General features: G+C 39.5%; 20 protein-coding genes. 10 read left to right on the top strand and 10 right to left on the bottom strand.

Annotation, left to right across the window (positions count from 1 at the left end):
* The first annotated feature begins 271 nt into the window (after positions 1-271).
* Positions 272-1,051: a DUF2490 domain-containing protein gene (locus GD597_RS16210; protein WP_171608946.1), complete on the top strand. Its 780-nt coding sequence runs from the start codon at positions 272-274 to the stop codon at positions 1,049-1,051.
* 89 nt (positions 1,052-1,140) lie between these two features.
* Positions 1,141-1,968 carry an SGNH/GDSL hydrolase family protein gene (locus GD597_RS16205; RefSeq protein ID WP_171608945.1) on the top strand — a complete coding sequence of 276 codons (828 nt, stop codon included), beginning with the start codon at positions 1,141-1,143 and terminating at the stop codon, positions 1,966-1,968.
* 72 nt (positions 1,969-2,040) lie between these two features.
* Here the strand turns inward: GD597_RS16205 and GD597_RS16200 are convergent, their stop codons facing one another.
* The gene (locus tag GD597_RS16200) at positions 2,041-2,598 is read right to left on the bottom strand and encodes a globin family protein (protein WP_171608944.1); all 558 of its coding nucleotides are present in this window, start codon (positions 2,596-2,598) and stop codon (positions 2,041-2,043) included.
* Positions 2,599-2,615: 17 nt separating this feature from the next.
* Complete coding sequence (locus GD597_RS16195; protein WP_171608943.1) at positions 2,616-3,044, bottom strand: hypothetical protein; 429 nt, start codon at positions 3,042-3,044, stop codon at positions 2,616-2,618.
* A gap of 419 nt (positions 3,045-3,463) precedes the next feature.
* Here GD597_RS16195 and GD597_RS16190 point away from each other — a divergent pair, with 419 nt between their 5' ends.
* Positions 3,464-4,501, top strand: coding sequence for a DUF2235 domain-containing protein (locus GD597_RS16190; protein ID WP_171608942.1), 1,038 nt, complete (start codon positions 3,464-3,466; stop codon positions 4,499-4,501).
* A 198-nt stretch (positions 4,502-4,699) separates the two neighbouring features.
* On the opposite strand, the gene GD597_RS16185 is transcribed toward GD597_RS16190, so the two are convergent.
* From GD597_RS16185 to GD597_RS16175, 3 genes are all read right to left on the bottom strand, one after another.
* Positions 4,700-5,830, bottom strand: a complete 1,131-nt coding sequence (locus GD597_RS16185) for a catalase family protein (RefSeq protein WP_171608941.1) — start codon at positions 5,828-5,830, stop codon at positions 4,700-4,702.
* A 5-nt stretch (positions 5,831-5,835) separates the two neighbouring features.
* Positions 5,836-8,001: a lipoxygenase family protein gene (locus GD597_RS16180; protein ID WP_171608940.1), complete on the bottom strand. Its 2,166-nt coding sequence runs from the start codon at positions 7,999-8,001 to the stop codon at positions 5,836-5,838.
* A 226-nt stretch (positions 8,002-8,227) separates the two neighbouring features.
* The gene (locus GD597_RS16175) at positions 8,228-13,324 is read right to left on the bottom strand and encodes an adenylate/guanylate cyclase domain-containing protein (RefSeq protein WP_171608939.1); all 5,097 of its coding nucleotides are present in this window, start codon (positions 13,322-13,324) and stop codon (positions 8,228-8,230) included.
* Between the two features lie 660 nt (positions 13,325-13,984).
* Here GD597_RS16175 and GD597_RS16170 point away from each other — a divergent pair.
* Positions 13,985-14,983, top strand: coding sequence for an NADP-dependent oxidoreductase (locus GD597_RS16170; protein WP_171608938.1), 999 nt, complete (start codon positions 13,985-13,987; stop codon positions 14,981-14,983).
* Positions 14,984-15,139: 156 nt separating this feature from the next.
* Here GD597_RS16170 and GD597_RS16165 read toward each other — a convergent pair whose 3' ends face one another.
* On the bottom strand, positions 15,140-15,751 hold the full coding sequence (locus GD597_RS16165) for a pseudouridine synthase (protein WP_171608937.1): 612 nt from the start codon (positions 15,749-15,751) through the stop codon (positions 15,140-15,142).
* A gap of 363 nt (positions 15,752-16,114) precedes the next feature.
* Here GD597_RS16165 and GD597_RS16160 point away from each other — a divergent pair, with 363 nt between their 5' ends.
* The gene (locus GD597_RS16160; RefSeq protein WP_171608936.1) at positions 16,115-17,257 is read left to right on the top strand and encodes a DEAD/DEAH box helicase; all 1,143 of its coding nucleotides are present in this window, start codon (positions 16,115-16,117) and stop codon (positions 17,255-17,257) included.
* A gap of 223 nt (positions 17,258-17,480) precedes the next feature.
* Here the strand turns inward: GD597_RS16160 and GD597_RS16155 are convergent, their stop codons facing one another.
* The gene (locus GD597_RS16155; RefSeq protein WP_171608935.1) at positions 17,481-19,073 is read right to left on the bottom strand and encodes a gliding motility-associated C-terminal domain-containing protein; all 1,593 of its coding nucleotides are present in this window, start codon (positions 19,071-19,073) and stop codon (positions 17,481-17,483) included.
* Between the two features lie 230 nt (positions 19,074-19,303).
* Here GD597_RS16155 and GD597_RS16150 point away from each other — a divergent pair, with 230 nt between their 5' ends.
* Positions 19,304-21,004 (top strand): GMC oxidoreductase, encoded by a 1,701-nt coding sequence (locus GD597_RS16150; RefSeq protein WP_171608934.1) that lies wholly within the window; start codon positions 19,304-19,306, stop codon positions 21,002-21,004.
* Between the two features lie 36 nt (positions 21,005-21,040).
* Here the strand turns inward: GD597_RS16150 and GD597_RS16145 are convergent, their stop codons facing one another.
* Positions 21,041-21,622, bottom strand: coding sequence for a DUF1566 domain-containing protein (locus GD597_RS16145; protein WP_171608933.1), 582 nt, complete (start codon positions 21,620-21,622; stop codon positions 21,041-21,043).
* A 281-nt stretch (positions 21,623-21,903) separates the two neighbouring features.
* Here GD597_RS16145 and GD597_RS16140 point away from each other — a divergent pair, with 281 nt between their 5' ends.
* From GD597_RS16140 to GD597_RS16130, 3 genes are all read left to right on the top strand, one after another.
* On the top strand, positions 21,904-22,287 hold the full coding sequence (locus GD597_RS16140) for a DoxX family protein (protein WP_171608932.1): 384 nt from the start codon (positions 21,904-21,906) through the stop codon (positions 22,285-22,287).
* 100 nt (positions 22,288-22,387) lie between these two features.
* The gene (locus GD597_RS16135) at positions 22,388-22,723 is read left to right on the top strand and encodes a hypothetical protein (RefSeq protein ID WP_171608931.1); all 336 of its coding nucleotides are present in this window, start codon (positions 22,388-22,390) and stop codon (positions 22,721-22,723) included.
* Positions 22,724-22,892: 169 nt separating this feature from the next.
* The gene (locus GD597_RS16130) at positions 22,893-23,090 is read left to right on the top strand and encodes a hypothetical protein (RefSeq protein WP_171608930.1); all 198 of its coding nucleotides are present in this window, start codon (positions 22,893-22,895) and stop codon (positions 23,088-23,090) included.
* 232 nt (positions 23,091-23,322) lie between these two features.
* On the opposite strand, the gene GD597_RS16125 is transcribed toward GD597_RS16130, so the two are convergent.
* On the bottom strand, positions 23,323-24,156 hold the full coding sequence (locus GD597_RS16125) for a hypothetical protein (protein WP_171608929.1): 834 nt from the start codon (positions 24,154-24,156) through the stop codon (positions 23,323-23,325).
* 296 nt (positions 24,157-24,452) lie between these two features.
* Here GD597_RS16125 and GD597_RS16120 point away from each other — a divergent pair, with 296 nt between their 5' ends.
* On the top strand, positions 24,453-25,160 hold the full coding sequence (locus GD597_RS16120) for a fibrobacter succinogenes major paralogous domain-containing protein (RefSeq protein WP_171608928.1): 708 nt from the start codon (positions 24,453-24,455) through the stop codon (positions 25,158-25,160).
* 146 nt (positions 25,161-25,306) lie between these two features.
* Here GD597_RS16120 and GD597_RS16115 read toward each other — a convergent pair whose 3' ends face one another.
* Positions 25,307-26,590, bottom strand: a complete 1,284-nt coding sequence (locus tag GD597_RS16115; RefSeq protein WP_171608927.1) for a rubredoxin — start codon at positions 26,588-26,590, stop codon at positions 25,307-25,309.
* Positions 26,591-26,862 lie beyond the last annotated feature (272 nt).

The raw sequence follows: 26,862 nt of genomic DNA, 5'->3' as shown, positions 1-26,862 counted from the left end.
TGGTTTCATAATCCAATGCTAATAGTGTTTTTCCAAATAGCTAGTATCTTTCCATACAAAGCCAATCTCATACATCAAACCACACCATAAAAGCCCCCCAAAGTATCCAACCGCACAAGAGTGCGACGCAAGTAAAGCCAAATAGGGCTGCAATGGTCGGGTACACATAAAAACTACTGTTGCGTACATACGGGTTTATACATGATATATTTTTATAATAATGCTGATAAAAATCACAAAATGCTGCCACCTGCGGTTTTACCTTTGGGCCATGAAATTCTATATAGGCTACCAAACACAGCTGCACTACTTGTTTTTTTCAGCCCTTTTTGCAATATCCCTGCTATTTAATAACCCGCTGGCAGCACAAACCAAACCCAAAGAAATTAATTACCAAACACAAACATGGCTATCGCTAAATAATACCATCAGGCTTAGCGATAAATGGAGTGCTATTGTGGATATGCATATGCGCCGCAACCATTTTGCCAGCGACCCCAGCTTTTATTTTATACGTTTTGGTGCAGGCTATACCCTTAACAGCAGTACCAGTATTGCCGCAGGTTACGGGCATTTATGGCTGGCACCTACCACCCCCGGCTATACTACTTTTGCAGATGAAAACAGGATTTACGAGCAAATACAAACCAGTGCCAAAACGGGCAATGTTAATATTATCAACCGACTTAGAATTGAACAGCGCTGGCAGGAAAAAGTGGTGAAAGACACCAGCACCCATACCAATAAATTTACCAACCGTTTCAGGTATACGTTAACCGTAAATATACCCCTTAGTAAAAAACCGCATGTGCCCTCATTGCTTATATCAGACGAAATAAACCTGCAGGTAGGCAAAGAAGTGGTGTATAATACTTTTGACCAAAACAGGGCTTTTGTAGGCATTAAAGAAACCATTAACCCACACCTGAGTTTTGACCTGGGTTATATGATGGTGTTTCAGGAAAAAGCCAATGGCTATCAGTACGATTTTAATAATACCTATCGCTGCTTTTTTTACTATACCCCGGATATAAGAAAAAAGAAATCTTAACCCCACTATTTTATTTACCCGCAAGGCTGAGCAGATTTCATTATTTTTAGTTGGCATTGTTATGATTATACCATGCTCAAAAATATACCATGAAACAACTGATTGCCTTTTGCTGCCTGTTTTGTATTACTACTTCGTTTACACCAAAAGATATTAGCTGGGTGGCCATTGGCGATTCTATTACCTATCTTAACGATCACCCCGAAGAAACTGCCCATAAAATTACCAAAGGCTATATGACCATGGTAACTGAACAGTTACCCAATATACATTATATCAATCAGGGGCATAATGGCTGGACATCCGGTGGCATTGCTGAGCAGATTGATCAACTGGGCATTGTTAAGGCCGATGTATATTCTATTTTTTTAGGCACCAACGATTGGTGGCAGGGAAGGCCTGTTGGCACTATTGCCGACTATACCAATAATACCGGCAATGGCACGGTGTATGGTTCTTTCCGCATTATTATTAATAAACTGCGCAGCCTGAATGCCGATGCAAAAATTATTTTAATTACGCCTATGCAGCGGCTTGATTTTGTGTATGTGGGCGATATGCACAATAATGCATGGGGCTCGTATAAAGCAAAGAATGGCCAATTGCTATCTCAATTTGCCGATGCAGTAATTGCTATTGGCAAGGAGGAAGATGTTGCAGTGATTGACTTGTTTAATAAAAGTGGCATGACACTGCATAATATGGTAAAATTTAAACACGTAAAAGACCCTGCAACAGGTTTGTATAAAGACTTAACTTACCCCGATTGCATTCTGTACCCCTTTAATCCGGACACGGATGAATACCCATACCCAGCCGGCGCTATGGATATGACATTTGATGGGCTGCATCCATCTGATAAGGGTTATGCAGTTATCACCCGTATGGTGGTAAAAGAGCTGAAAAAAGTTAAATAAGTTGCTTTAAGTATTACAACAAAAAAGCTGTTACCCTTTGGCAACAGCTTTATACTCAAAAAAACACTCATACTATTGTTGAACTACTTGTGTACGCAGGGTTTCTACCAATGCACCTACACGGGCAATTAAATAATCCGGCAATGCATTCTGTTGTGCACCTGCCACCAGGTCTGCCACAAAAGCATCAAAATCATCATTACCTGCTTTGCCATTCATACGCGAATTTTTGGCGGGGTCATGTGCATCTACCATATTCAGTCCGGTATACATAAAGTTTTTTGCTCCCGTAGCTACACAGAAAAAATTGGTTAACTCATTACTCAAATCCTGAAAGCCACTCAGGTTACCAACAGTAACTTCTGATAGCAATACCGTGAAATAAGAGTTAATAGCAGTATCTGCAGCAATAACAAAAATGGTACTGTCTACAACTGATCTTATGCCCAATCTACCCTGCTCAATTTTCATGGACGGATTAGTAGGGTCGGTAACCAATGTAGTACCCCCTAAGGAATCATACAAGGTTAATACAACGGGTTGAACGGGTGTGTCGTTTTTATCACACGCCACAAAACAACTCATCATGGCTACAAAGCCGGCTAACAGTAATACTGGTGTTTTTTTCATAATGCTCATTTTTAGTGTTAATGTAAAATATTTGAGATGGAACTATATATCCTGGCGGTAGCAGAACCGGCAGCCACCGGGCAACCTCCCTGCATTTCGGCAGCAGTGGGTTTGTAGCGCACCAGATTATAATGTAGGTTAGCTTTTAAATTGGCGGCAATTACATCTGCATTGTTTTGTACAGGATAATAGGTAAATACAACGATGTTGGTTTTGGGGTTGCACAATACATGCTCCACTCCTTTTTGCTGATATAACCAATTGGTAATGGTACTGGCATCTGCAGGTAGTATGGTTTGTTTAAAATCTAACCGTGCCATTACTTTGGTATGTGCATCTGTTGCAGGTTTGGTAACCATATATATATGCACTGCAAGTACCGCAACCAGCAACACAAAAACCGATAAAACGGTTAATACAATTTTTTTAAGTTTGGTGTTTTTCATGCCTGTTTTTTTTGATGAGTAATACATTCACAGGCATATACGGGGTTACAGGTAAACTGGATTTAATTTATTAAAAATAAAAATAATAAGAAATATCTTGAGCCAGGCAAGTTGCAGGCATCGGGCATCCGTTGCGTCGCACACTTGTGCGTTCGGTTCTACACGCAGCTATTGAAATAGATACAGCATGCGAAATTTTGTTAACATAAGCATTTAGTTGTTCTAACACACAACATCATTCACGCCAGCTGCTTCAAAAAAATAATTAGGTAAGAATATAGCATTATTACAGCTATTAAAATCCAAAAATCTTATCTTCAAACAAGCATGCTGCCATTAATTGCAAATATTTACACATGTAAATGCAATTAATATTTTGTACTATAACATTTCGTATACCCAATACAAAACTGCACCTTATGAAAAGAATTATTGTTTGCTGCGATGGCACCTGGAATAAAATTGGCGGTAAAGACGGCAATACCATTGTACAAACCAATGTAGAAAAAATGTTTAACGCCATTTGCGCCGATGGTAATGGCATGCAACAACTTAAAGCATACGAAGAAGGGGTAGGCACCGGCTATACCCTTACTGATAAAATTATGGGTGGCACCACCGGTGCAGGTATTGATAAGAATATTAAAGACATGTACAGCTTTTTGGTAATGACCTACCAGCCCGGTGATGAAATTTATTTGTTTGGATTTAGCCGGGGTGCCTATACAGCCAGAAGCATTGGAGGTTTTATTAGAAACTGCGGTATTTTAAAACCAGAGAACTACTATCTTATTCAGGATGCTTATAACCTTTACCGGGACCGTAATGGCTATACCACGCCGGATAGTGATATGATGAAATTTTTTAGAAGTAATTATTGCTATGAAGATATTACGCCTATTAAATTTATTGGCGTGTGGGATACAGTGGGCAGCCTTGGCATACCCTTACCGGCCTATAAAATAAAGAATATTCAGAAATATAAATTTCACGATGTTACCTTAAGCAGCTATGTAGAAAATGCCTACCACGCATTGGCAGTTGATGAAAAAAGAAAACTGTTTTTGCCTACCCTTTGGGAAAAAAGTGAAACAGTAAAAAAAGACCCGAACCATAAACAAAAGTTGGAACAAAGATGGTTTAGTGGTGTACACTCTAATGTAGGTGGCGGCTATGCAGATAGCGGACTAAGCGACATTGCTTTACAATGGCTGATTGCCAAAGCAAAAGAGGCCGGCCTTTGTTATAACCAGGATGTATTGGACAAAATAAAACCTGATTATAAAGGCGTACTTAGAAATTCATATTCTGCCATGTATTGGTTTTGGCGCCCCGTTTGGCGCATCATTAATATTAACGACGATAACAACCAAAGTATTGATGACACTGTTTATGAGCGATATAAAACACACCCTGAATACAAACCAAAAAATATTGACGGCAACCAGGTTAAATAAGCCTTGTATTTAATAGCCGCCACAAGGGAGGAACCCTGAACCGAGCGTGGCAAGTAAAGCTAAATAGTTGCTATTAGCTGGTGCCATAATTGGCTGCTTTGTATTGCAGGGAATTATAGTAAACGGCGATGATTCCATACTTAGAAAAATACAGCCCAGCTGTATTTAATTTGATGTATACTATCTCAATTCAGTATTTTATTTTTTAGGATCCCATACATCTGTATTTCTGTTATCGTTATTGGGTATAGGCCCCGGAATACCTTTTAATTTATAGGACAACAACCTGGCTTTTCTGGCAATTTCGGCATTGGCACGCATATAGTTTAGCGAGTTATAATCATAGATAGATTTGGCCGGTATAATACCCAGTGTTTTGGGCATATTATTTAATGAAAAGCTGGTGAGTGTGCTTTCTTTCCAATCGAGTATTTCGGTTATTTCCATGGTAGCCAAATCGTACCAGGGAAAGATGGCAGCATCCCATGGTATTTGGTTATTAAATATTTCAGGACTATCATCATCATTGGCCACCCGTGTTTGAATTTGTATGCGGTATTTTGCAGCGCCCTCTTTTTGAATATGCTCCTTATATTCTTCTTTTAAATAATTTCTGCCACGGGTTTCGTGCGGGGTGATGCGTTGGTTGGCAGTATCCCAATCGCTGGGGTTGTCAATCAATCCGGTTTCGGGAATATCATCAAAAGGTATTACCCTATATTTTGCATAGCGTTTTACTTTGTCTTTACCATAAAACAAAAAAGGTGTAAGTGCATAATAACGCAAATTGGTAAAAGAGGTAGCATCTTTGCGCAGGGCTTCCTGCGCACCTTTTATTCCCTGTGGATATTTGCGGTAATATTCCACATACTCTACCCCCCATTGTTCTTTGCGCAATTTGGCAAACTGCAAAAAGCTGGCTGCACTCCAAAATAAATTTATTTCACCGGTATTGCATTCCAGGTCGAAAGGGCTGTCAAAATCAGTGTCAGCAAATTTAACAGAACAGCTTCTGATACCTTTCATAGCATCGTCTAAAAAGGTAGCCATAGCATGGCGTACACGGGCATCAAATTCTTTACCGGGCACAAAAAAATCATGCTCAGGAAATTGGGGATTATTTACAATACGCACTTTACCGCGGCCGGCAATACCATTATTATGCGACATTCGGTAACGCTTTTTAAGACCAAGGGTTATAGCAATAGCCAGGGCAAATATTTTTGTAATACCCCATAAAATCATTTTATCCCATTTAGCAGCAATCCATAGTGCAATAAAGCGCCAAAAGGTTATTTTTTTCTTTGGCATTACCAGGTTGGTATACATAATTATTAAATATTAGTACGTGATTCAATTTGTTCAACGTCAACTTTAAGTTTGGCAAACTCATCTTTTCTTGCCGCCAATAAATCCATAAATTCCTGGAACATATCGCCTTGCTCATTTTTTAAAATAAACCCATATTCGGTTCTTGAAAGCAGGTTACTAAACCACATCATTTGGGTGCTGCGGGTAGCATCTGGCGCAATACTTAAATCAGATTCCGGCGCCATTATGCCATGCGGTTTGGTGCCAAAGCGCAGCCCAAGGCAACTGTATAATACTTCACCAATATCTTCATACTGGTGCTCGTTTACCCATGTATGCAAAAAGGTAGCGGTAGTAATAATATAGCAACAGCAATCTTTTAAATTTTGCCAGTCATCGCTATTTTCATCAAACACTGGTGAATTGGTTATGGGCGATACGGCTTTTAATTCACCATTTATTGTTACTCTTGGGCTATTGATATCCACACGGTATTCTTCCAGTAAATATTCCAGCCGGCGTTGGGTAAAATCTTTTTCCTCGGGAGACATTGCAGACAAGTCAACAGTTGAAGGGAAAAATGGTACGGCATGTTCTACCAGCTCTTCGCTAAAACGGTAAATTTCAAACCATTGTTTTTTTATTTCGAATTCATTTTGTTCAAAAAAAAGATCTACCCATTCACGCACTACCTCACAAAAAAGATCCTCGGCTTTTGCGTATATATGTGCTTCAGAAAGCTGTTTCATAGGCTTCCAGCCTTTCCAGTCCTGCAATCCAAGTAAATCACAGGCACGTTCTTCAGCTCCTTTTACGGTAAGAGCGGTTGCATTAGGAATATATCCATGTATTAACAGTCTATCTGCATCCTTATCTATCAGTGCTACCGATTTTACATGTGGCATCAATAACAATACAACAGGGTTTAGCCGTAGGTTACGGTGAATAGCAATAGAATACTGTTCTGTATTTAAATGGGTACCTGCCAGGTGCTGATCAAGTTCTGCGCATAAGGCACCCGATACCCTGGCTACTCTTTTGGCCTGTAACCATTTGTCGCCATCCTGAGGTGTAACCACTATTTTTTGAAATGGATCCTTATTAATTGCATTTAAAGGCCCCGTTAAATGAATTTCCACAGGTAAAGGCAGTCCATCCTCCTTTAGCGTAAATTTTATTTCTACCGAAGGAAAAGCATATTCATCATTTACTTCATAATTACAGGCGCCAAAATATTTTACCCAATAAAAAGCGGGGTCAGTTTTATCTTGTAAAAATGTTGCCATATTCATTCCATTCATCATTCTTTCGCCAAACCAATCATCTCCTCTGGTATAACCGGGTAGTTTTTCTTCAATAGCTACTGTAAGGTTTTTTGGGTAGTCGCTTTGAATTTCATATACATCAATGGATGATGGGTCACGGGCAATTTGCAACAGGTGCTTTTGTTTGGTTATTTCTATCGGTATCAGTTGTTCGCTCATCGCTTCTACCCTGCCATGGGTATAGCTTTCGGGTACATCTGTTCCATCGTCTTTTATTACCACACGTGGTAATGGCGTATCATCCCTGTATTCCCAAAAAAACAATTGCACATCCCTCAGGTTATATTCCATGCCAATCAAATCCTTTTTGGAAATAAATAAGGTTTTAAACACTATCTTATTTGGAATCATCTGGCCATTATCGTTTACCACATCAGTTATCTGGTAAATTTCAACATGAAGTTTTTTACGTATTACCCAGGCCCTTGCCGCCCTTAAATCAAAGGGAAGTACAAAACTGCCATCCTGCGCAGAAATAGCTTCTCCCAGTTTTCGCCATTTAAAAAATTTGGTACGTGCCCATAATTGCACCCGCTTGTTATGTATGGGAATAGCAATATCGCCTGGTCTTGCAAAAGTTAGGGTACCTACAAGACTACTATCGAAGACAGAACCATAAATAACATTTGTACGTGGTGTCATTCCTTTCCACCATTTCTCAATGGCATCTTTCAATCTATCAATCCAACGATATAGCCTTTCCGCCATAATGGTAACCCAGCTGCGGATGATTTTTGATTTACCTACTTCCAGGTAATTTATGCCCCCCAGTTTGGGCGAAAAAAAATGCCCCTTATCGCCAAAGACAATTTTTGTTTCCAGGAAACAGCTTTCAATAATTTCATCAATTTCTGCTTTCGTCATTGCATTTAATTTTATACAATTGGATATTTATTTCTAATATTTATAGCCCGGCGACTGTACTATTTTTTATCGTTTCTTGCGTCGCACTCTTGTACGTTCTGTTCTTTATGGTGCAATCAAATATTTTAGTTGCCCAAAGTATCTGTCAGTACAAGTGAGTGACACAAGTAAAGCTGCCATGAGGCTTACAGTTGATTAACAATATATTTTTTACACTCCAATGCTACTACACAGTTAACGTATTTTGCATAGCGCTTTCTACAAAATACATATCTATATCTCCCTTATTCTTGGCAGCAATTTTACCACGATAGGTACAGTTAAACTTGTCTTTAATTTGCCTGTACGTAGCCCCGGAAATATTTACTTTACCAGGCACACCGCTTGATTCCATTCTGCTGGCGGTATTTACTGTATCGCCCCAAATATCAAATGCGAATTTTTTGGTACCAACTACTCCGGCGACTACAGGGCCGGAATGCAAACCAATACGAATTTCAAAATGCGGCAGGCCTTTTTGAATACGCTGATTGCTATGCGCCTGCATCCATTGCTGAATATCGCAGGCAGCATTTACCAAATCCTGTGCATGTGTAGAATTGGGAATGGGCAGGCCCCCAACACACATGTATGAATCTCCGATGGTTTTTATTTTCTCAATACCGTACTTGCCAATTATCTCATCAAAAGCCCCAAAACAGGTATCTACTTCGTTAACCAATTCATCAGGAGAAAGATGTTCTGATATCTTCGTAAATCCCTGGAAGTCGGTAAACATTACTGTAACGCTTTCAAATTTTCTTGGCCTTGTTTTACCATCGCGTTTCAGCTCCTCCGCAGTTTCCAGCGGAAGGATATTATACAGCAAATCATCTGATTTCTTCTTTTCGGTAGCCAATTCAGCAGTGCGTTCTTTTACCTTTTGTTCCATTTGATCGTACAATATGGCATTATCAATAGAAACAGCTATCTGCCCTGAAAGCAGTTTCAACAAGTCGATACGCTCCTGTGTAAATGCCCCTGTGGTAAGATCGTTAGCGAGATAAAGCACTCCAATAAATTTACCCTGATTAAATACGGGCAAGGAGATAATAGATTTAGGTTTGTGCATTACAATGAAAGGATCTTTCTCGTAACGCAAATCATTTCCGGCATCATTAATTACCACACTTTCTCCAGTACGTTTTACATATTTTACAATAGATTCTGCCAGCAATCCGGAGTTATTTACGGGTATATGTTCCAGGATATTGGCAGCCGCAGCATCGCGGTAGGATTGTGCTTCTATAAACAGCGAGCCATCTTTTTCCAGCATTAGAAACCCATATTGGGCACCCGCATTTTCTATCACAATATCCATTAATTTTCTAAGCAACTTAGGCAATACAATTTCTCCGGAAATAGTAGTGGAGGCTTTTAATACAGTAGTAATATCCAGCACCGAACCATCCACCATACTTGTTGTAGCATCCAGCATTTCTGTATCGCTAAAACTGCCTTCCCGTCTTAAAACGCCAGAAACATATTTGGGGTAATTCTGTTCCAGATTACGCAGTTTGGCAATGGCGCCCCATTCGCGATAGGCATTATAGGCAGCTTTTAAATAAAACTCTGCCAGGTCTTTTGATTTTTGTTCCAGATAAAACTTACCAGCCAATTCATATGCCAGCGCTTCTTCGTGTATATAATCATTATTGGAAGCACCTTCTATGGCTTTATCATATACCAGCCTGGCTTCATCCCATTTACCCAATACCCTTAAGCGCTCTGCATCTAATAAATAATATTTGTGCAAATAATTTTCAGGTGCATTTTTAGCCCATTTTTTTAGTTTGCCCATATTAGATTTCACCCGCTTCATGTACTTTCCTTTATCTGCATTGGAAGCCTTTGGGTAAAGCGATAACATATTAAGTGCCTCGTAAAAATGATGATTGGGAATTTCAAATTTAGCCAGTACCGCTTCTAATAATTTACGAGACTCCGCTGCATGGTACAAAGCCTTGTTATATTCCTGAAAATAATAGCACAGAATCAATTTATTAAAATGAATAAAGAAGGTACCGGTTTTATCATTTCTTTCCAGGTTTTGGGCCATCATTTTATCTTCATCATATACTTCACCGGTAAGCTTAATGGGGTCTGCGGATTTGCCCATAAAATTGAGCATGGGCTGATGATAGACCTCATTATAATTAAAATTAGTTTCCTGCTTAAACTGGCTAAAGCTTTGACTGTAAGCCCTGGTTTCTTCCTCTAACCGGGGTAATCTTTTACCACTTAAATAGGCATGGATACAATAAATATTGGTGTTAATGCAGGCAAACTCTATTGCCCCTGTTTCTAACCCAATATGATAGGATTCCTGCAGTGGCCGTAGGGTATTGTGCACATGCTCGTTCCAGTTAATAATTAAAGCATAAATAGGTGTATAAATTTGCGTTTTCCATTCTTTGGCATTAAATTTTTCCAATAGAATCAAACCCAGTTTTCCAAATTCATAACCTGATTTCATATCGCCCAATACACCGCACATAATAACACCGTATGTAGCAAAAGCAAATGCTGAAACAGCTGTATTGCCATATCGCAAAGAAAGATGCACCATTCTAAAAATAAGTAATGGAAATAAAGTTGGCGTAGCCCAATAACTGGAGGAGGCAATATCTGCCATAATACGCATGGCAGCAATTTTATACTCATTGGTCATTAAAGGCAATTCCTTCAGCTTATCATTATTTTTACCGCTTAGCTTAAATTTAGTTTTTACCAAATCTGTCATTACATGCAACATATTTGGTTTCGATGGGAAACGCTCTCCTAATTGGGCCAACACTTCCAGACCAGTTTTTATCGCATCCAGCAATTTGTTTTCTGCTTTATAAGCGAGGATCCTTATTTCGTAGGGTTTAACTTTTTCCAGCAGGTCTTTTGCATTGGCAAGGATGTCTTTATACTTCTTATCCATCTCAGCAAAATCCCCATTCAAATAAGCTGCTTCAGTGGCATGGGTATATAAATTGAGGCATAGTTGGTACTGATTGACCCACGCATTTGATTTCAGTAATTGAATTCCTGTTTCAAAATAGTCAAAGGCAGGTTTAAAAGCGGAGGTTTGTTTTGCTTTTATCCCGGCCTGTAAATTTAAATTGGCAAGCAATTCCCTTTCTTCATCGGTACTAATAATATCCTTACCCCAGTTCCATTGGTTTACAATATCAAATAGTTTTTCCTCCTGTTGTGGTTGTGGAATATTTTGCAACATGAGCTTACCAATACTCAGGTGAACAGCATTTTTTTCCGCATCCGGAATTAATGAATATACTGCCTGTTGAATACGGTCATGAGAAAAACGCATATGCTCGCCTGCCGGCACCAATAAACCTTCACGTAAACCTTCAAAAAGATCTTTAATTGTTTCAGATTTTTCCTGCTGAGAAATATCTGAAAGGGTATTTACATCAAAACTATTACCAATACAGGCGGCCAGCCGCATAACTTTTTGGGTGGCTACAGGTAAACGTAAAATTTTACCAGCCATTAATGCTACTACATTATCAGTAATATTCTGCTCCTTTACTTTTTGAATATCCCAATCCCATTGATGGGTATCAAAATTGAAATTGAGAAGGCTTTCCTGATATAATGATTTCAAAAATTGATTAACAAAAAATGCATTGCCCAATGTTTTGGCATATACCAATTCTGTTAGGTCGGTAGTAGCATTTTGGGGAGCTTTAACAATATCCGCAATAAGGTTATTTACATGTTCATTCGTTAAATTACCAATCGTAACCGTATTTATTATGGCCCCTTTTTCTTCCATCTCGCCCTTGGTAATAATAAATGGATGAGAAGCATTTACTTCATTATCCCGGTAAGCACCTATACAAAGAAAATGGCCTTGTGTGGAATCAGTCATTAACACGTCCAGCAAACTAAGAGAAGCTGAGTCGGCCCATTGTAAATCATCAATAAACAAAACCAGCGGATGCTCTTTGGTAGAAATGGATTTCAGGAATTTACGAAACACATAATTAAACCGATTCTGCAATTCTGCCCCACCTACTACCGGCACTTCAGGTTGCTTACCAATGATATGTTCAAGGTTGGGAATTACATCTGTTAATACTTTGCCTTCGGCACCCAAGGCTTCCAGCATTTCTCCACGGATTTTACCCAGCCTTTCTTCATTTTCTGTGAGAAGAATATTTATCAATTCACTAAATGCATGTAATATGGCGTAATAAGGCACCGCCCTTTGAAACTGATCGTATTTTCCTTCAATAAAATAGCCTCTTTTTTGTGTAATAGGTTTATGCACTTCCCTTACCAAAACAGATTTTCCTGTCCCTGAATACCCTGCCACTAAAATCATTTCAATTTTACCCGCTGCACAACGTTCAAAAGCATTTATGAGTAATGCTATTTCCTGCTCCCTGCCATATAATTTTTGTTGTATTTGAAACTTTCCGGAGAAATCATTTTGTTTTAAAGCAAAGGGAGTTATTAGCCGTTTCTCTTCGTATTGCTTCAAACAAATGGCAAGATCATGTTGTAAGCCCAAGGCAGATTGATACCTGTCTTCTGCATTTTTTGCCATTAGCACATCAATAATATCAGAAATAGGTTTGGGGATGGCAGGATTAATGCTACATGCAGGTTTGGGTATAACCGCTATATGGCTATGTACCAATTCTATAGCATCTGTAATAGCAAATGGCAGCCTGCCGGTAAGCATTTCATAAAAAGTAATCCCCAAAGAATATAAATCGGTTCTATAATCCACTACCCGATTCATTCTACCGGTTTGCTCAGGCGAGTTATATGCCAGTGTGCCTTCCAGTTTTTCGGGGTTGCCCAAATTTACCTGGCGCAAATCAATTTTAGAAGAGATACCAAAATCGATAATCTTTACGGAACGCTCCTGCAGATTAACCAGTACATTAAAAGGATTAATGTCTTTATGAATAATATTATTTCTATGAATTTCACTTAGAGCGCCTGCCGCTGCTATAGCAATGTAGAGAAAGTCGATTATATCGCCCTGCTTGTTTTTAAAAGCACTACTGATAGTTTCTGCGGCTACCCATTCCAAATAAATAGCATGCCGGTTTTTGGCTTTTGTACGTTTTAGCACATTTCTGATGCCGGGTAAATTTAGCCCTTCAATTAACTCAAATTCATTGTAAAATTGTTGTATATCAGAAGGCGTAGGAAATTCATAATTCAGGATTTTCATGGCTACAGGCTTACCCCATTCACTTTCATCCTGAAAATAAATTTTAGATTTTTTGCTTTCGTAAACCAGTTTCTCCTGCATATGATGTTGTTTGGATGAAAACGGCCTGAGGCCAGTTTCTCCAGGTTGAAATTGTTAAAATCCTATACTCAGGCTCACGCATGGCATAACATGTTTACCCACAACAGCGCCTGAGTAAATGATTGCTGCCATAGCACACAATGCAATTCATTTATTTTCTCTTTACCAGAAAGAGAAAATATTCCTTTAAAAAATTAAATAATACCGGTTTTTTTCATAGAAAAACCCATAGCAACTTTAGCAGTAATTTTTCATCGATATTGGATTCCTCTGCATGCAATTCGGATGCATGACTTTAAATGATTTGAGTAATCAAGGCTACATGAACAAGGGATGCAGCTGACTTTTACGGCCCGGATTAAACCTGAAATAAATATAGTATTTATAAATGAAAAATCTCGCTGTTTCAACAATTAAATAAAATTTAACCCATTGACTTTCTTTACATTGAACACCCTGCAGGCTTAAGCAACTAAATATATAAAACTGTTTTTCATTTCCTTTTGCCCCATAAAGAGATAACCGTACAAGTGTGCGACGCAAGCGGTGCTTAATGATATTACTTTAGTTTGGCTACAACAATTACTATATAATCATCTGTAACAATATTACTATAAGCAACGCAGCATCTTACACTACCTTTGCCCCTAAAACAAAATAATGAACACCGAACAAATTGTACTCGCATCAAGGCCGAAAGGCTTACCAGTTATAGATAATTTCAGGTTTGAAGCGGTAGAACTACCAGACATTGCCGAGGGAGAAGTGTTATTGGAAAACTTATATTTTTCAGTAGACCCCTATATGCGGGGCCGCATGAACGATACCAAATCTTATGCGCCACCCTTTCAGATAAACGAACCCATACAGGGTGGCGTTGTAGCCAGGGTAATAAACAGTAACTCACCATTATTTATTGCAGGCGACATGGTGGTTGGTCTTTTGCCCTGGCGCAAACAAACAGTAGCATCTGCCAATAGTTTACAAAAAATTAATACCACATTGGCCCCGGCCAGTTACTACCTGGGCGTATTGGGTATGCCCGGTTTAACCGCTTATTTTGGCTTAATGCATATTGGCAAGCCCAAAGCAGGAGAAACTGTCGTTGTATCGGGCGCAGCAGGAGCCGTAGGCGTGGTGGTTGGCCAAATTGCTAAAATACAAGGCTGTCGTGTTATTGGCATTGCAGGCTCTGATGATAAAACAGCTTTACTAAAAGAGCAATTTGGTTTTGATGAGGCTATTAATTATAAAACCACTGCCAATATGCGTGAGGCTATTGCCGAAGCCTGCCCTAATGGAGTAGATATTTATTTTGACAATGTGGGCGGTCCTATTTCTGATGCAGTCATTAGCCATATCAACTTTCATGCACGTATACCTTTGTGCGGGCAAATATCTTTTTACAATAGCACAGAAACGCCTATAGGGCCTAGATTACAGCCTATGCTGCTTACCAGAAGCGTGTTAATGCAGGGCTTCATCATAAGTAATTTTCAAAGCCAGTTTGCTGAAGGTATACAACACCTCGCACAGTGGGTGAAGGAGGGCAAGTTAACGTATAAAGAAACCATCGTTAAAGGTTTTAACGAAATACCAAATGCATTTCTTGGCTTGTTTAACGGCGACAATACTGGGAAGATGATTGTACAAGCTTAAGCATTTTAATATCACATAATTATGCCATGCAGATAATTGCTTTGTTTACCGGCAGTTGTATGCTTGGCATCTTTTCTTGCCACGCTCGGTTCAGGGTTTTGTACTTTGTGCAGCAAAAAGCCATGTTGGGTTATTACTATTAAACAGAAGGAGCAATTACCAGTTATCAATTTTTAGTAACCGGAAAAAAGTTTGCTCTTCAATTTCTTTTACCGCGCCTGGCTCAAGATCCCCTAACAACAGGTCTTCAATAGAAATGCGGATAAGCCTTTTACACTTGTGATGCACGGCCTTCACCATCTTCCGCACCTGATGAAACTTACCCTCTGTAAGTGTGATGGTTAACCAGGTAACCGAAACATAGTCAGGCAAAGCATATGCCTGTTTGGTTATCAACTCCGGATGTTCAATTATTTCAACATCACAGGGCGAAGTAGTATAATCCACGTCGCCTTTAATACGGATAGTTACACCCGTTCTTAATTGTGTAAGCGTTGCCTCGCTAACCTTATTTACCACCTGCACCAAATACACCCTTTTATGGGGCACGGCTCCCTGAAACAAAAGCTTTGTTACTTTTTTATTGGTAGTTAAAATCAATAAACCTTCTGAATGGCTATCCAGCCGGCCAATGGCGTGTATGCCCTCAGGAAATTGAAAATCAAGATCGCCCAGCAAACCTACATCATGTGTACTCACAAACTGAGATACCATATTTGGCGGTTTGTTGATAATAAAATACCGGTTAACTGTTTTTGTTTCCTGCATCGGCAAATGATTTGTTGGTCAATCTATTGCATAATAGTGAATATAAAAATTTATACCCATAATAATTCACTGATCATCTGTTTATCATCCGGAAAATTCAAATTGTAACTGGTAAATAAACTGCTCAACTTTTCATTGGCATGCATACCCCACAATAAAAGGTGGCTCGCCGGTTTGTGACCCAGTTTTAACTATTATGGCCTCAACTATTATGCTATCTATCCCCTTTAAGCAGGTTATTAATTGGACCTAACCGATTCATTGTAAAACAATAGCATCCCCCAAACAGAGAACGTATCGCCGGCTTGCGGCATTTATAGACTATGTTTGCAGGGCTAAATATACCTTTAACAATATTGGAGTATGTCTTTTTCAAAACTCGGTTTATCAGCAGCTTTATTAAAAGCAGTAGAGCAACAACATTTTACCACCGTATATCCTATTCAACAAGCGGCTATACCGGCCATTTTAGGTGGCAAAGATGTATTGGGAATTGCCAAAACAGGATCAGGCAAAACATTAAGTTATGCATTGCCTGTATTACAGCAGCAATTGCATAAACCACCTGCTGCCAACAGGCATATAAAAGCGCTGATTCTGGTACCAACCAGAGAATTGGCTGTACAGGTTGGCGAGGTATTTAAACAGCTATCCCAATATTTGCCGAAACCAATAAAAACAATGGCCGTTTTTGGTGGAGTTTCTATTAATCCGCAAATGATGGAATTACAGGGCGTAGAAGTATTGGTAGCCACACCGGGGCGTTTACTTGACCTTGTTTCGGTTAAAGCATTGCACCTTGATATAGTGGAATTACTGGTATTGGACGAAGCGGATAAAATGTTGAATCTCGGCTTTAAAGATGAGATGAACAAGATATTTGCTTTATTACCTCCAAAGCGCCAAAACCTTTTATTCTCTGCCACACTTGGAAAAGATATTCATACCATTACAGAACTATTATTACACAACCCCATAAAAATTGAAATTGAAGAAGCTGAAGAAAATATTGACTTAATACAACAATTGGCCTATTCTGTGGCCGAAGAAAGAAAAGGCCCTTTATTACGTTATTTGATTAAACAGCAAAACATGCAACAGGTGTTGGTATTTACCTCATCCGTTCATCGCGCAGATAGTGTAGTGGAGAAATTAAAAATAAATGGCATTGAAGCTGCCGCCTTGCATAGTAAAAAAAGTCAGGGCACCCGAACCAATAACCTGAATGATTTTAAAGCAGGCGTGTTCAGGGTGTTGGTAGCTACCGACCTTGCCAGTCGTGGTATAGATATTCAATTTCTGCCCTATGTAATTAATTACGAACTACCCCGCTCTCCCAAAGATTATATTCATCGCATTGGGCGTACGGGCCGGGCCGAATCACCCGGTACAGCTATTGCATTAATTAGCGAAGAAGAAGAACATCATTTCAAAATTATCCAAAAGAAAATGCGCAAGAAAGTAGAGATTATTGATACTGCTAGTTATGATTTAAAAGGCTTCTAACACCAACAGCAAACTAGTGTATCCAAAAATTTGAAGCAGTATTTTTTAGAGCCTGGCAATATACCCAATGGCATCTTTACTTGCGTCGCACACTTGTACTATAGAATATACCGCAGCTGCAAACAGCCTGTTAATACACCCAAAAATCTGGAGGAATTATAATTGTGCTGCAAGTATATGCTGGTTCATTTGGTAAATGCCTACCCATCACTTTTCATCATTTTTAAAGCAGCGTGAATACCCCTTTTACTATTTTCTTTCTGCCCGCTGCTGTTGTATATTCAATAAAATAAACATAGCTACCCGCAGGCATTTTTGTACCGCTAACCGCGCCGTTCCATCCGGTTTGGGGGTTATTACTGCTAAATATTATTTTACCCCATCGGTTAAATATCCTGCAATGATATTTGGTAACACTACAATCTATCCTTGCCCTAAAAACATCATTTAACCCATCTCCATTTGGCGTAAACGCATTGGGAATGAATGCATCGCAATCAATACAATTTTGCGCAACCACCTGCGTGGCAAATAATTTTTGGCATCCGTAAATATCTGTTGCCATAATGGTATACAAGCCTTCATTCTTAATCATCACTTCATTAGCAGGAACACCATTTATCGTGTAGCTAATACCCTCCATACCTGGAGCAAGCAATAGGGAGGCATTTAAACAAATTGTAGTATCTGCCGGTATTTGAATTTTAGAAAGATTGCTGGGTGTTACCAAAAAAGGCTCAGTAATAATACAGGTTGGGGTTGTATTAATCACCACATTATAATAAGCTCTTATTGATGCATTGGGTAGCTCATATATGCTATCTGTAGCACCTATAATGGCAATACTATCCTTATACCATTGGTAGCTGGCATTGGGCAGCACAGGTGCTTTTAAAACAGGGTTTATATTACAGGAAACCCCGGTTTGTAAATGAATATACTGAAAAGGAAAATCTTTGGTCGGCAGCAGGTGCATATCATCCAAATAATACAAGTGATAATCTAAAAAAGTGGTGCTATCTGCCTGATCGGCAATGGGTGGCAGTGCGGAACAATCAGGGCCAATTTGTATGGTATTAATATTAAATGGTATGGTAAGATGCACAACAGATTGCACCCAATCTCCATAACTGTATACAGTAGTTTTACCCAGCAATACCCATCCCGGATAATTTGCCGGACAGCCATTGCCGGAGGCATATATCTTACCAAATGGTACTGCATTACAATCGGCATTACCAAAAACAGCTACCGTAAAGGGATAAATTTTACCCCTCAAATTATCCCATGATCTAAACCTGCCGGCATAAAAGCTTAAGGTATAATCTTCCCCCTTTTGTAATGGTGCCTGCAAACATTGCCCCACATAACTCTTGGTCATTTCATTTTGGGGAATAGGCTGGTTATAGGCATTGTTTCTTATTGAAATAAATCCTTTTCCGTTGGGCAAAGGCGTGGCTGGTGGCATGGTGAGCATTACCTGGCCCGAATCGTATACACAGGAAAGATGATGATAAAATACGGCTTCGTTAATATTGGTGTAAGTGCCATACTCCCAATTATTGGCAATATTATGGTCTATATCATACGCATAGTTTACGGGGCAATGGTCAAACAATTCGAAGGAACCATTTAACAGCAGGTTCCCATTTACTGTAAAACGGCACTGGCATTCCGGGTCATACAAATCCGTTAAGCCATCATTGTCATCATCTTTACCATTATTACAAATTTCCTGTGCCCAACTGCTGTGCAATGAAAATACCATAGCCCCAAAAAGCAGTAGTATCCTGATATAGTTAGATGGCATTGTCATAAACAGATAAGAAATGTACGATTTCTACTGGAATGTGAAATAACAAAATATGTATGCCCTGGTTCATCAGGCAAAAATTATTTTCTATTATATATGACTGCTGCACATGGTTGTTGCAGTACAAGTGTGCGACGCAAGTAAAGCTGCCATATTACTCCTTGACGGGAACAAAAATGGCTGCATGTATTTGTAAAAAATATATTTACCTTTCGTACAAAACAATACCTGTTATGCCGGGCGATACTTTACATGTAAACAATACAGCTACCAAACAAAACACCTATGATGCCATTGTGGTTGGATCGGGCATTACAGGCGGCTGGGCCGCGAAAGAACTATGCGAAAAAGGCTTAAAAGTATTGTTACTGGAACGGGGCCGCAATGTTGAACATGGCGATTACCCAACTGCTACCAAAGATCCCTGGAATTTTGCGCACCGTCTTAGTCTTAGTAAAGAAGATAAGGAACGTTGCTATGTGCAAAGCCGCCATTACTCTTACCGCGAAGACAATAAACATTTTTATATAAACGATAAAGAAAATCCCTACGACGAAACCAAAAGGTTTGACTGGGTACGTGGCGATATAGTGGGCGGCCGCTCCATGTTATGGGCAAGGGCTTGCTATCGCTGGAGTGATCTTGATTTTGAAGCCAATGCAAAAGATGGGCATGGCGTGGATTGGCCTATTCGTTATAAAGATATTGCACCATGGTACGACTATGTAGAATCTTTTATTGGAGTTAGCGGATCGGTGGAAGGCATACCCCACTTACCGGATGGAAAATTTCAACCGCCATTTGAAATGAATTGCGCCGAGAAAGATTTTAAAAAAAGAATTGAATCTACTTTTAACGACCGAAAAGTAATTATTGGCCGCACCGCCAATTTAACGAAACCGGTTAAAGGCCGGGGACAATGCCAGGCCCGGGATCTTTGTCATCGTGGCTGCCCTTATGGTGCCTATTTTAGTACCAATGCCAGTACTATACCAGCAGCTTATGCTACCGGTAATCTTACCGTTAGGCCACACAGTCTGGTAAATAAAGTGTTATATAATGAGCAACTGCAGAAAGCCACCGGCGTTGAAATAATAGATACAGAAACAAAACAAACAGAAACCTTTTATGCCAAACTTATTTTTTTAAATGCGGCCACGGTAGCTACAGCTTTTATTTTACTCAACTCGGTGTCAAACCGCTTTCCAAATGGGTTGGGTAATGGCAGCGACCAGGTAGGCCGCAACCTGATGGATCATCACAAAGGCCTTTCCATTACTGCCAATATTGATGGATTTGAAGACAGCTATTACTATGGCCGCAGACCGGCACCGGTGTATATTCCGCGGTTTAAAAATGTAAAGGAAACCACTGCTGATTTTTTACGCGGTTATCATTTTGCAGGCAATGCCTACCGCAGCAGGCAGGCACATGATACCGCTATTGGTGCCGATCTTAAAGAAGCACTTAGCGAGCCAGGCAACTGGCAGTTAAGCCTCTATGCTTTTGGCGAATGCTTACCCTACAGCGATAATCGTATTACCCTGAATAAGGATAAGAAAGACCCCTGGGGCCGGCCCACTATTACCATAGATTGCGCATTTAAGGAAAACGAAAAAATAATGCATGCCGACATTGCCGCCACCGGTAAGCAAATGCTGGAAGAAGCCGGCTATACCAATGTAAAAGTAAACGGAAGTATTTCCTTTCCCGGCAATGCCAACCACGAAATGGGCATAGCACGTATGGGCAGGGATGCACGCACTTCTGTATTAAATGCATTTAACCAAATGCACGAAGTGCCCAATGTATTTATTACCGATGGTAGTTGTATGGCTTCGGGCTCTTGTGTAAACCCATCCTTAACCTATATGGCACTTACAGCCCGTGCATGCGATTATGCAGTAAGTGAATTAAAGAAGGGCAACATCTAATTACAATACCACTTAAAATCTGGTTGCATACCAAACTTAAAAAGTTCTAATGGCGCGTACATGAAAAGTATCGCTTTTGTTGGTGTTGGATTTTAGGTTATTGTGAAAATGTATCAAATAGGTAGTTATAGAATTCCGCTCAGATGAGCTCCAGTAGTTGCCGCCGGTAAGCCCTTGCAGATATTTTTTGTTCAGGCTCATTTTATACAGTTCTTCCCTGGAAGGCAAAAACCAATCGGTAAACCCGCCACCCCTATAATTCACACAAAGCAATGCGGCATAAGGCGAGCCTGCAGTACCAAATGCAGTAATAATTTTTTGGGTATTTATTCTGCCGGTACCAATACTTTTGCCCTTTGCCCCTATCAATTTATAAGAGCTGTCTTTATTCCATGCCATTGCATCACTCTGGTTTTCGGTGGCTGCAATTAAACCGGTGCCGGCGGCACTGTCAATCCAGTAAATAATGCCTCCTCCAAATGCTTCCCCCAAATAATGTGTAGTGGCCGCATTTGCTGTGGAAGATGTAGATACGGCAGATGGTTGCAGGGCGTTTTCTTTTGTGCAGGATAGTGCGAATATCAACACTATCAGGCTTGCTTTTAAGTTGGGTTTCATTGTTATATGAAAGTAACGAACAACTGTTATATACCTTGTTATTAATTGTAATTTAAAGTAAAAAAAGCAAAATTGTATTACCTGCCTCTTGTAGTAGAGTAAAAAAATAAACACTTTGGCTTGCTTAAAAAATGTCTTACAGTATTTTAAGGCAGGTAATTGAAGTCTATATTGTATACTTCACAGTCTTAATTTAATAAAACAGCTGAAAAAATTTAAGATATAAACTCAACGGAAGCACTTATATTTATTCTTAAAATAACCACCTGTAAAACAATTGTATGACAACCAAAACAACCAACATTATCTACTGGGTATCTACTATTATTTTCGCTGCGCTAATGCTGGTATCTGCTGTGGGCGGATTAGGGCCAACTGAGGACACTATCAAATTATTGCATGATGACATGGGCTATCCTGTGTATTTTATTCAATTTATCAGCGTAGCAAAATTGCTGGGTTCCATTACTATTCTACTGCCAGGTTTTAAGCGCATAAAAGAATGGGCTTATGCCGGCTTATTTTTCGATTTGGCAGGCGCCATTTATTCGAGCATTGCATCATCCGGTAAATTCGACCCTATGATGATATCTATGCTGGCATTTATATTACCCGGTATTATTTCTTATTATTACTGGCATCAGAAAATAAAGGCACAAGCCTGATAAACTTCTGCAAATTGTTTTTTTATGCGACAGATATTATTGGTTATCCTGTTTTTTCGCAGGCTGTTCCGGCATTAAAAACACTACAACTCAAGCAAATATGTTAAATGGCACCTGGCTACCCATTGCCCAGGAAATAGGTGGCACGCAGCTACCAGCCACCGCATTTGAAAAACAAAAACTAATTATAAAAGACAGCAACTACACCGTATTCGCCGAAAGTATTGATAAAGGCATTGCCCGATACAAGGATAGAAAAATGGATATTTATGGCAAGGATGGTGTTAATGCAGGCAAACATTTTACCGCCATTTATATCTATCAAAACAAGCAATTAACCATTTGCTATAATTTAATGGGCAATAACTATCCCGAAGCATTTGATACCAAAGGCAAGCCCCTGTATTTCCTGGCTGTATTTAAAAAGAGTAAATAATACCTTGCTAAAAGTGCATACTTACATTAATGCACAATAATTTGGCTGCACCATGTATCCAAACGTACAAGAGTGCGACGCAAGTAAAGCTGCATAATAGAAAATTGTCTGGCACAAAAATTGGCTACCTTTATAAGGCACAATTGCTAACAATAAAAACACCAACGCAATGGACAAAAAAAATGGCGGACTGCTGTATTTTTTGCTGGGCCTGTATACCATCATGATAAGCTGGTATTATAATCACTCAATTATTTTACTTATTGTGCATTATATATTTTGGCCCATCTATCTTTTATACGAATTACTAACAGGTAATTTATCGCACGATATGTGGAAGATTATTCCATTGTCATACTTTAAATAAAAGATTTTTGCAGGCGGTCTATTGCATAAAGGCCTGAAAATAATTGTGTAAATACAAAGGCAGATTGATGTACCGGGCAATTGCACCAAGGGCAACATCCTTGCGTCGCGCACTTGTGCGGCTGGATAGTTGGCGCAGCACTAAGAAGGAAAACACCATACAAATTTGGGCAATTACCACACCAACTTTTATGTTCGGGATAAGATGCAGGCCTTTTGCAAATTAAGAATTGTTACTCAACCTTGCATTGCATAAACTGCCCCATAATTTGAAAAATACTATTAAACTTTAATTGAAAACTGGTATTACTTATATAAAATAATTGGGCATGCAAAAGTGGATTACCCATATCTACCACCGGCTTTTGAATTAAAGCCGCTAACAGGGGGGCCGACATAGGTTTGGCCGTAGTAATATAAAAATTCACATCGGTTATACTGGCACTTTTTATCAGTACCATATTGGCGCTATCCAGTAAATAATTTTTATAATCCAGCAACAGGGCATTTGTAGTAGTATCTAATATTTTACCAAAAGCGTCAGTTAATTCGATATTAAGCCAGGAGCCTGTTTCCATTTCCGTTTGAACACTATTTTGAAAAGCTGTATTCAATTCCTCATTTACCTTATTGGCAGCACCGGGAACACTAAGCACAATATGCTCATTAATAAATACAGCTGGCGAAACAGGCACCACGCTTTTCTCATAACAGGGTTTGGTAACAAAATTAAAGGCATCACTTAATAAATCACGTGGTATGTTGGCCATGTTAAACGTTCTTACCACTTTCATTGTGTTCCTGTTTACAATGGCCCCAATTTGAAAAGTATCTTTCGATTTTATAAATATGGCATTCGCAGGAAACGACTCTCCCATACAGCTATCATGTGCCCGCTTTCTGGCTTCCCATGCTTTTCCATCAGGTACGGCAAAAGAAGAATCGGCAGAAAAATTAAAATGAGATGAAACCAGTGGTATAAAATGCATCACGGGTTGCGGACTACTACCGCCACAACCCATACAAACACTACCCAATAGCAACATAAAAGGAAATAAATTTTTCATATACAAACATTAAGGTGGCAAACGGGCCAATACATAAAAATAAATGCTTTTTAGCTTATTTGCTCACATATACAATAAAACTATCCGGCATACACTTCTTGCACCCTTAACGAAACAGTATATTAAAAAAACAGCCAGCACAAGCCAACTTCCGGAAATAATTGTATTATGCACAGCTTAATGATTCAAATCACCTGTAGCACCAAAAAGATCAGCGATCTTCATGATTGCTTTCTTCTACCACAAACACAGTCGGTTTGTATTAATCATCATTTTCCATACATAAATTAATTACCATGAAAAAAATTAGCCACTTCACCATTATGTTGCTGGTATTGCTTCTGATGGCCTGTAATAAAAACAACAGCAATGCCAATGCAAATATTACCCAAAGCAATGCAGCCAATAACCTGTTGGCAGATATAAATACTACCGGCGAAATGCCTATTGCAAAAATTGGCAACCAACGCTGGATGAGCAGCAACCTGAATGTAAGCCGTTATAGAAATGGGGACAGGATACCACAGGTAACAAATCCAGCAAAATGGGCCGCATTAACCACCGGTGCCTGGTGCTGGCACAATAACGATTCTTTGGCCGGAACAGTATATGGTAAAATTTACAACTGGCATGCCGTAAATGATCCCCGTGGCCTGGCACCTGCAGGTTGGCATATACCCACCGATGCAGAATGGACTACCCTTATCAACACCCTTGGTGGCAACCTGGTAGCCGGTGGCAAAATGAAAGAAACCGGATTAGCCCATTGGTCGGCCCCCAATACCAATGCCACCAATAGCAGCGGTTTTACCGGCCTGCCGGGTGGTAACAGGTATAACAATGGTCAGTTTCTCTACTTTCGTATTTATGGTTGGGGCTGGAGTGCTAATACAGACAGTAGCGGACTGCCCTTGTATTACAGATTAAATTATAACGATGGCACTGTATTTAGGGGTGCTGCCGATAAAAGGGACGGCCTTTCAGTGCGTTGTGTTAAGGATTGATAACTGGCTGCTGTATATTATATGCAATATAAAAAGCTGCATAATGAACAGAAAGCACAAGAGTGCGACGCAAGTAAAGCCGCCATTTAACAACAGCAGGGCAACACACCTGTATTGCCCTGCTCTTTAATAATATCCAAATTACCTTACTCTTCACTTACTGCTTTGGCGGCAGCTTCTTTTTCTTTTTTATCGTGGTACTGATAAAACGATAGTACGGCACGGCGCAATTGCTCGGCCAGTACAAACTTAAAATTGTCTTTACTGTATACAAAATCGGTACGCTCGTTGGGGTTATATTCTTTGGCACACAAAATATCGTACATATGTAAAAAGCCCCATTTACCAATACGTATTAATGGCCTGCGGCGTACCAGAATGCTACTAAACACTTCGCTTTTACGTCTTGTTTTTATACCTATGCAAACACCAAAAGTTCTGGTATCGGCATCATTTAAATATTTAACCAGATGCTGTTTTAATTTTATGGCAGCCAGGCTATTATCTTCTACCTGAAAATTAAGTTCGTTGGCGGCATGACGCACATTTATCTGGTATTTATCCAACAGGTAATTCCAGTCCTTACGGTTTACTTCGGCAATACCTTTTATAATAATGGTTTTCCATGGCGTGGCGCATAATTGCACCGCACCGGTGGTAAGGCAAAGCATACATATTTCTTTCAAAAACTTAATACTATACAATTCATCGCGGCGGTAAATACCCAGCCAGTAACTATCGTTATAGCGGTTTAAACCTTCGTAATAGGGCAGGTTAAAAGCGGGCAACACCAGGGGTACTGTGGCGGGCTGGCTATTTAGGGTAAATGCTTTTACTTTCTCGTATAAGGCTTCTCCATCGGCCTCAGTATTATCGTAAAAAGCAGCAGCATTTTGCAATATGGTTTCTTCAATACGCTGGCTTATGGCAGCTAAATCTTTGGTGGGCAATATATCCTTCCACTCGTAAATAATATTGGTTTTAGGAAACCGTATAAACAAATACCAGTAATCGGTTGCTTCGGGCGAAGCCACCCAATTAATATTACCGGTTAGCAAGGGCGTAAAACTTTGGTTGGCATCGCTCACATTTACTTTTAAAGTGGGCGTATATTCAAATGAGGCAAAAATGGCTTTATAAATATTTTCTGTAAGCCAGGTATTATTAATAAATATTTCCTCAGCCGGGTACGAGCTTACAATATTGGGGAAACCTTCCTTATTAATTTCAAAGCTAATACCCAGTGTTTCCAGTTCGGTGGTAATATGGTCCAGCTCTTCAATTTCCACATCAAACAAAAGTTGCTGTCGCAGCCCAAACCGCACATGGCGCAAGCCACATTTACCGGCGGCAATTAGAATATTGTACAAACTATCGGGATGAATAATACCTCCCTTGAAATTTACTTTAATGGTATTAATATTTTTCATGTGCATGCACCTGCCATTAGGCAGTATGTTTTGGTGGCAAGATGTTATTTGTAACAAATATCTGTTTTTGCCTATATTTTTTGCATAAAAATATAGGTGTACCCGGCAATAAATCCAAGTGCAGCTGTACTTGCGTCGCACTCTTGTACGTTCGGATACTATGGGCAGCAGTTCCCAATATGCTTCCCATATCCATATTTTGGAAAACACCTCCTTGTCGTGGATAATTTACACCATGCCAATTTCATAACTCGTTGATATTCATTGCCTCC

Origin of the sequence: Limnovirga soli (assembly GCF_013106755.1) — a bacterium.
GTDB lineage: Bacteria > Bacteroidota > Bacteroidia > Chitinophagales > Chitinophagaceae > Limnovirga > Limnovirga soli.
This window is presented reverse-complemented; position numbering and strand designations above follow the sequence as displayed.